2 protein-coding genes are annotated in these 2505 nt (G+C 45.8%); one reads left to right on the forward strand and one right to left on the reverse strand.

The genetic code is table 11. The features are described from left to right. Positions 1–223 precede the first annotated feature (223 nt). Positions 224–1729 (reverse strand): BCCT family transporter, encoded by a 1506-nt coding sequence (locus KW93_RS15710; protein WP_033543998.1) that lies wholly within the window; start codon positions 1727–1729, stop codon positions 224–226. 323 nt (positions 1730–2052) lie between these two features. Between KW93_RS15710 and KW93_RS15715 the strand changes: the two genes are divergently transcribed. Further along, the coding region (locus KW93_RS15715; protein ID WP_033543999.1) for a LysM peptidoglycan-binding domain-containing protein at positions 2053–2505 on the forward strand (453 nt) is incomplete at its 3' end.

Below are 2505 nucleotides of genomic sequence, written 5' to 3' on the forward strand. Positions count from 1 at the left end.
CATAAAACTAGTTTTGCCGATCATAAAACCTGTTATACCGATCATAAATCCAGTTGCCGGCCCTCTTTCGATTGCCGAAAGCGCTTTTATGGAATTTTTATACAATAAATTCGAGAAATAACCCTTCAGAAAACGACAACTAAAGAGATTGCATTCAAATTAATGAAAAACGACAAAATAAAGAGCATTTCCCCACACAACAAGGAAATGCTCTTTATTAAAATTATATTCTGCCTCTTTTTGCTTTCTTAACCAGTGGATCCTGCGACGCATCCTTTAAAAAAGCAGCGCCCATCAGCAATACGACCACTGAAAAAGGAAGTGCCGCTATAATCAGGATGTTCTGCAAACCAAGTGTGCCGCCCGAGAAGACAATGATGGCGGCGACTGCTGACTGAATCAGCCCCCATGTGATTTTCACGAGGTTCGGCGGATTGATCATGCCGCCGGTCGTCTGCATGCCAAGTACGAAAGTGGCTGAATCAGCAGAAGTGATAAAGAATATGGCAACCACGAACAACGTCATGATCGACATCAATGTTCCGAGCGGGTAATTCTGCAACACGGCAAAAGTCGCCGTCTCCAAACTGTATTCTGAAATTTTGGCAATGCCGTTCTGTTCCAGGTTAAGGGCGGAAGCTCCGAATACTGCGAAGAAAATAAAGCAGACAATCGAAGGCACCAATAATACCCCGAGTACAAATTCCTTTACTGTACGCCCACGGGAAATTCGCGCAATAAAAATACCGACGAACGGTGCCCACGAAATCCACCATGCCCAGTAGAAGATGGTCCAGCTGTTTACCCAGGCCCGGCGATCTATATTAAGCGGTTCCAAATGGAAACTCATCATAAAGAAATTCGACAGGTAGCCTCCAAGGCTATGTGTAAACATATTCAATATGTAAATTGTCGGCCCGGCGAACAACAACAGGATCACCAGCGCGAATGCGAGTACCATATTGATGTTACTTAAATACTTGATGCCCCTGCCAATCCCTGACCAGGCGGAAAGGATGAACAGGACGGTCGCTACAGCCAGGATCAGCAATTGAAACGGAAACGTGTTCGGTGTCCCGAGAAGGAAGTGCATGCCTTCGTTTATTTGAGCTGAACCGAATCCCAATGTGGAGGCGACGCCGACAATCGTGGCGAAGACCGCCAGCACATCGATCAATTTGCCGAGTGGCCCTGCCATCAGCTTTTTGCCGAATAACGGAACCAATGTTGCGCTGATCAGACCGGGGGCGTCATTGTGGAATTTAGAATAAGCGAGCGCCAAAGCGACGAGACCGTATACTGCCCAGGCATGCAGGCCCCAATGGAAGAATGAAAACTGCATGGCTTCCGTGATGGCCTGATTGGTGCCAGTTTCAGCGCGGGGGGCGCTGATGAAAGCGTGGGAAATCGGTTCGGAAGTCGTCCAGAAAACCAGCCCCATCCCCATACCTGCGCTGAACAGCATGGCAAACCAGGACAGCAGTGAGAATTCCGGTTTGTCTTCGGGCTTGCCTAGTTTAATGGAAGAAAACCGTGAAAAGATGAGATAAATGCAGAAAATAAGCATTAAGAAAACGGCAGCGAGGTAGTACCAGCCGAAAATCCTTGATATTTGGGCGGTGAGTTCGCCTGTTGTCTCACTGAAGTTAATGGGAGCCAGAAATCCCCAAACAACGAGGCCCAAACAGGTTGCCAGGGAAATCCAGAAGACGGTTGTAACATTCTTCATTTTAAGTCCTCCTTTTACAACCCTTTCATACCAAACGAAGCGGACAGAAAAAGTTACGCTGAATCTTTATGTATAAATAAGTTGGGCGGTATAAGGTGCTTATAGCCTCTTTTCTATACTCATAAACGCGAATAAGGAAATATGAAACGGCCAAATATCAGGATTTATCTCGAACTCCAAATAAATAGTTATATTACAAACTGTAATATTTCCCACTTTCACGTAACGTAATTGTTAAATTTGAACTGTCGTTTTGTCATTTGAATGAAATGTTTAGATGTTATAGTTTGTCTTGTGTTAGTGAAAAGGAGGAATTTCATTTTATGAAAAAGCATATCGTTACACTAACGGCAATCGCAGCTCTTAGTGTAGGCGCGGCAACAGCAGCAAGCGCAGACTCAAATTATACAGTTAAATCCGGTGACACTCTGTGGGCCATCTCACAAGCAAACAATGTTTCAGTAGGTGACTTGAAAGGCTGGAATGATCTTTCGTCAGACTTGATCTTCCCGAATCAGCAGCTCAGCATTGGTGGAGAAACGAAAAAAGAAGAAACAGCAGCAGTGACATCGCACTATACAGTTAAAGGCGGAGACACTTTATACCGCATCGCAGTCAATCACGGCATCTCACTGGACCAGCTGATGAGCTGGAACGGCATTACAGGCCACTTGATCTATCCTGGTGACAAATTGGTAGTCAGCGGCGGAACGCACATCTCAGTTCCAAAAGAACCTGCGGCGAAGTCAGCTGCACCAACATCAGCACCGGCACCA

The organism is Planococcus sp. CAU13 (assembly GCF_000775575.1).
Lineage (GTDB): Bacteria > Bacillota > Bacilli > Bacillales_A > Planococcaceae > Planococcus.